Here is a 1997-nt window from a genome sequence, read left to right on the forward strand (position 1 = left end):
CACCGGGGGCTGCCCACCTTCCTACAGAAGGCCCACCACACGCTCGACTCGTGTGCTTGGCGCCCCTCACCCTAACCCTCCCCAGAGGGGCGAGGGGACGCACTTTGCGCCGAGTGGGCCACATAACCAGCATCGCCTTCGACTAGTTGCCCAACCCCCTCAAATGCCCGTAGGATGCTAGCTAGGAAAACGTTTTCCCAATTTTGCTTTACACATTGAACTCGCCGCATACCGGCGATCCGAGGGGGGACAGATTGAGATTGAAACTTCTGGCTGCGCTGGGCGCGGCTGCGATGGTGTTTGCCAATTCCGCCGCGCTGGCAGCGGGGATTGTCGAGTTCGGGTTGAAGGCGGAAAGCCCGACCTTGGGCCGGCCAATACCTTATGCCGTCTACACGCCGTTTCCGGCGCCGGCCGAGGGGGAGCGCTGGCCGGTGGTTTACCTGCTGCATGGGCTGACCGGGGCGGATGGCGACTGGTTTACCTGGGGCAATCTCGGTCCGATCCTCGATCGCGCATTGGCCGATGGCCGCATTCCGCCGCTGATGGTTGTGGCGCCGGGGGCAGGGGACAGCTGGTATGTCGACAACCCGGATCCCGAGGGTTTTGGGCTGGTCGACACTGCCTTCGCCACGGACCTCGTCAAGGCGATCGATGCGAGATACCCGACGGCCAGGTGCCGGGTCGGACGGGCGATCGGTGGGGTGTCGATGGGCGGGGTCGGCGCGGTACTGCAGGCGATCAACCACCCCGACACCTATGGCGCGGTGATGAGTTTTGCCGGGGCGTTGCACAAGCCGCTCGAAAAGAACGACCAGCGCAGCGGCTGGATCCCCGGGCTCTACCACAATGTCTTCGGCACGCCGTTCGACCGCGCCCGCTTCAACGCCGCCAACGCTTTTACGCTGATGCCGAAACTCCGGCGCGCCGCCGACAAGCCGGCCTTTTACTTCGCCATCGGCGACGCCGATTTCCCGGACCTGATCCTCGCCTCGGCCGAATATCACAACGGGCTGACGCAGCTCGGCATCGACACGACCCTGCGGGTGACGCGCGGCCGGCATTACTGGGATACCTGGCAGCAACAGATCGTTCCGGCGCTGGAATGGCTGGCGCCGAAGCTGGATGCGAACTGCGGGCGGTAGGGTATTACCTATGGCGGGCTGAGGGCAGGAGGCGTCGATGCAGCAGTTCGTCTGGAGCGGCCGTGTGGAGCCGTACCTCGATGGGCCGCGCATCCACACGGCTGGCGTGGTCGCCATCGGGCTTTGCGGTGGTAACGCCGCGATGGGGGCGAAGAAGAACGAGGATGCGGCCTTGGTGTGGGCCGGCGAGGACTGGGTCTTCGCCGTCATCCTCGATGCGCATGCCAGCTCGGAGAGCGCTGACACGGTGCTCGAGCTGTTCGAGGCGGGAAGGCCGGAGCTGCTGGCGCTGATCGAGCAGCCGGAGGCGTCGCATATCGAGGTGCAGGCCGCGGTGACGCGCCTGCTGCTCGGCGGGGCGGCGCAGATGGCGCGGGTACGCGGCGAGACGGCGTGCCTCGTCTGCTACCAGCAGGGCGGTTATCTGATGTGGCTGTCGATCGGCGACAACCAACTCTATCTGCTGCATCCCGAGCTGCAGCGGCTGGGGCAGTTCACCCTCACGGTGCGTAACTATTTCGAGTGTATCGGCGAGCGGAGCAGCCTGACGCTCGAGGCGCCGTGCTTTTCCACCGGCATCCGGCAGTTGCGGCAGGGGATCAACACCATCGCCCTGGTGACCGACGGCCTGCTCGAGGTTGGCGATCGACCGTTCGAGGATCCGGCGCGGGTGAGCCGTGAGCTGCTGTCGCCGGCGGGGGTATCGGGTTCGGTCTCCTCGATGCTGGCGGAGGTGCATCGACTGGGCGGTACCGACAGCGCCACGGTGATTGTGTGGCAGGTGGACAATCCGGCGATGGGGCTGATGCTGTCGGGGTGAAGGGGCACGGGACTCTCAGTGATCCTCCCCCG

General features: G+C 65.7%; 2 protein-coding genes. Both read left to right on the top strand.

Annotated features, from left to right (window positions below; genetic code table 11):
• The first annotated feature begins 254 nt into the window (after positions 1-254).
• The gene (locus VW23_RS08520) at positions 255-1145 is read left to right on the top strand and encodes an alpha/beta hydrolase (RefSeq protein ID WP_141728275.1); all 891 of its coding nucleotides are present in this window, start codon (positions 255-257) and stop codon (positions 1143-1145) included.
• 37 nt (positions 1146-1182) lie between these two features.
• On the top strand, positions 1183-1965 hold the full coding sequence (locus tag VW23_RS08525) for a PP2C family serine/threonine-protein phosphatase (protein WP_069909148.1): 783 nt from the start codon (positions 1183-1185) through the stop codon (positions 1963-1965).
• The last annotated feature ends 32 nt before the right edge of the window (positions 1966-1997 follow it).

The organism is Devosia insulae DS-56 (assembly GCF_000970465.2).
Taxonomy (GTDB): Bacteria; Pseudomonadota; Alphaproteobacteria; order Rhizobiales; family Devosiaceae; genus Devosia_A; species Devosia_A insulae.

Bases quoted from the DNA above. Each gene is read 5' to 3' on its own strand.
- VW23_RS08525 (WP_069909148.1), top strand. From the start codon at position 1,183: ATGCAGCAGTTCGTCTGGAGCGGCCGTGTGGAGCCGTACCTCGATGGG.